The 1,061-nt window shown below is 62.4% G+C and carries 2 protein-coding genes; both read right to left on the reverse strand.

The genetic code is table 11. The annotated features are described in order from the left end of the window. Positions 1 to 25: 25 nt before the first annotated feature. On the reverse strand, positions 26 to 844 hold the full coding sequence (locus AC2VOP_RS06150; RefSeq protein ID WP_486960129.1) for a ThiF family adenylyltransferase: 819 nt from the start codon (positions 842 to 844) through the stop codon (positions 26 to 28). Beyond that, the coding region (locus AC2VOP_RS06155) for a hypothetical protein (RefSeq protein ID WP_486960130.1) at positions 841 to 1,061 on the reverse strand (221 nt) is incomplete at its 5' end. The genes AC2VOP_RS06150 and AC2VOP_RS06155, both read right to left, overlap by 4 nt.

Below are 1,061 nucleotides of genomic sequence, written 5' to 3' on the forward strand. Positions count from 1 at the left end.
ATTGCGTCAACTTCGACCATCCCCATCACACCGACACCTCGAGCAACGCATCGACGGCCGCGTCGCTACGCATCCAACCGCGCCTCGCTTCAAAGAATGTGCGGTGATGCAGAATCGTGCCATCCACCAGGAGCGTGTGCAGCAGCATCATGACGGTGGTGGCTGCCATGAGGTTGGTCATCAGGCGCTGTGGGTTGGATACCGAGATCTCGCCGCAGCGGACTTCGGTCGGCAGCTGGTCTTCCTCGATGAGGTCGGGGAAGACTTCGCCAGGGAACGGCAACACGGTCTGCCCATGTGCGCGCACGCCGACGACGACTTGGCCTTCCCAGCCGCTGTTTTTAAGGTGCGCCAGTTGGTATCGGTCAAGGTGCTCCGGATGCTCCGGCATCGCGACCGCACTGTTCCCGCTGTCGATGTAGACGACGTCGGATTGACGCATCAGCTGCTCGTGCAAGATGCGCCGGGTACTGCCGTTGTCGACGCACGCGACGACGACGCTCTCCGGTTCGAACAAGCCCACCTCCGAGACGGGGGTTTCGTTGGTCAAATAGTGCGGATACGCGGCAATGGGTAAGCCGTAGGCTCGGGCATACCGCTCAGCCAGCACAGTGGCCTTGTGCTTGCCCACGTCTTGCGGCAAGAAGTACTGGCGCAAGAGATTCTTCTCTTCCACCGTATCGCCGTCGACGAGCAGGACGTCCGGGATGGACGCCCCTTGCTCACGTAGGCCATACAACAGACGCGCGAGTTGTTGCAAGACATAGCCGCCCGTTCCTCCGACGCCAAGGAGCGTCAGTTGCGGGATGCGGTTTGGATTTTGCACGCGCACGGGTTGTTTCATAGGGCCACCTCCGTGGCTTGGCTTGGCGACGCAGGCGTCCGCACGAGCGAGGTGAGGTCGCCGTCGAAGAGGACCTCGGGAGCGAGCGGCCGGAAGTGGCCACCGCAGGACATCCGGAAAAGCAGATCCGGACGGTCCTTGTCACAGCGGCCGAGCACACCGTAGAGCCCCGTTCGCACCTCGTCCGCATCGTCCGTGCTGCTGAAGAACGCAGGCA

The organism is Mycobacterium sp. TH-M106 (genome assembly GCF_057473765.1).

Coding starts and splice junctions, on each gene's coding strand:
- AC2VOP_RS06150 (WP_486960129.1), bottom strand. CDS start 844: ATGAAACAACCCGTGCGCGTGCAAAATCCAAACCGCATCCCGCAACTG.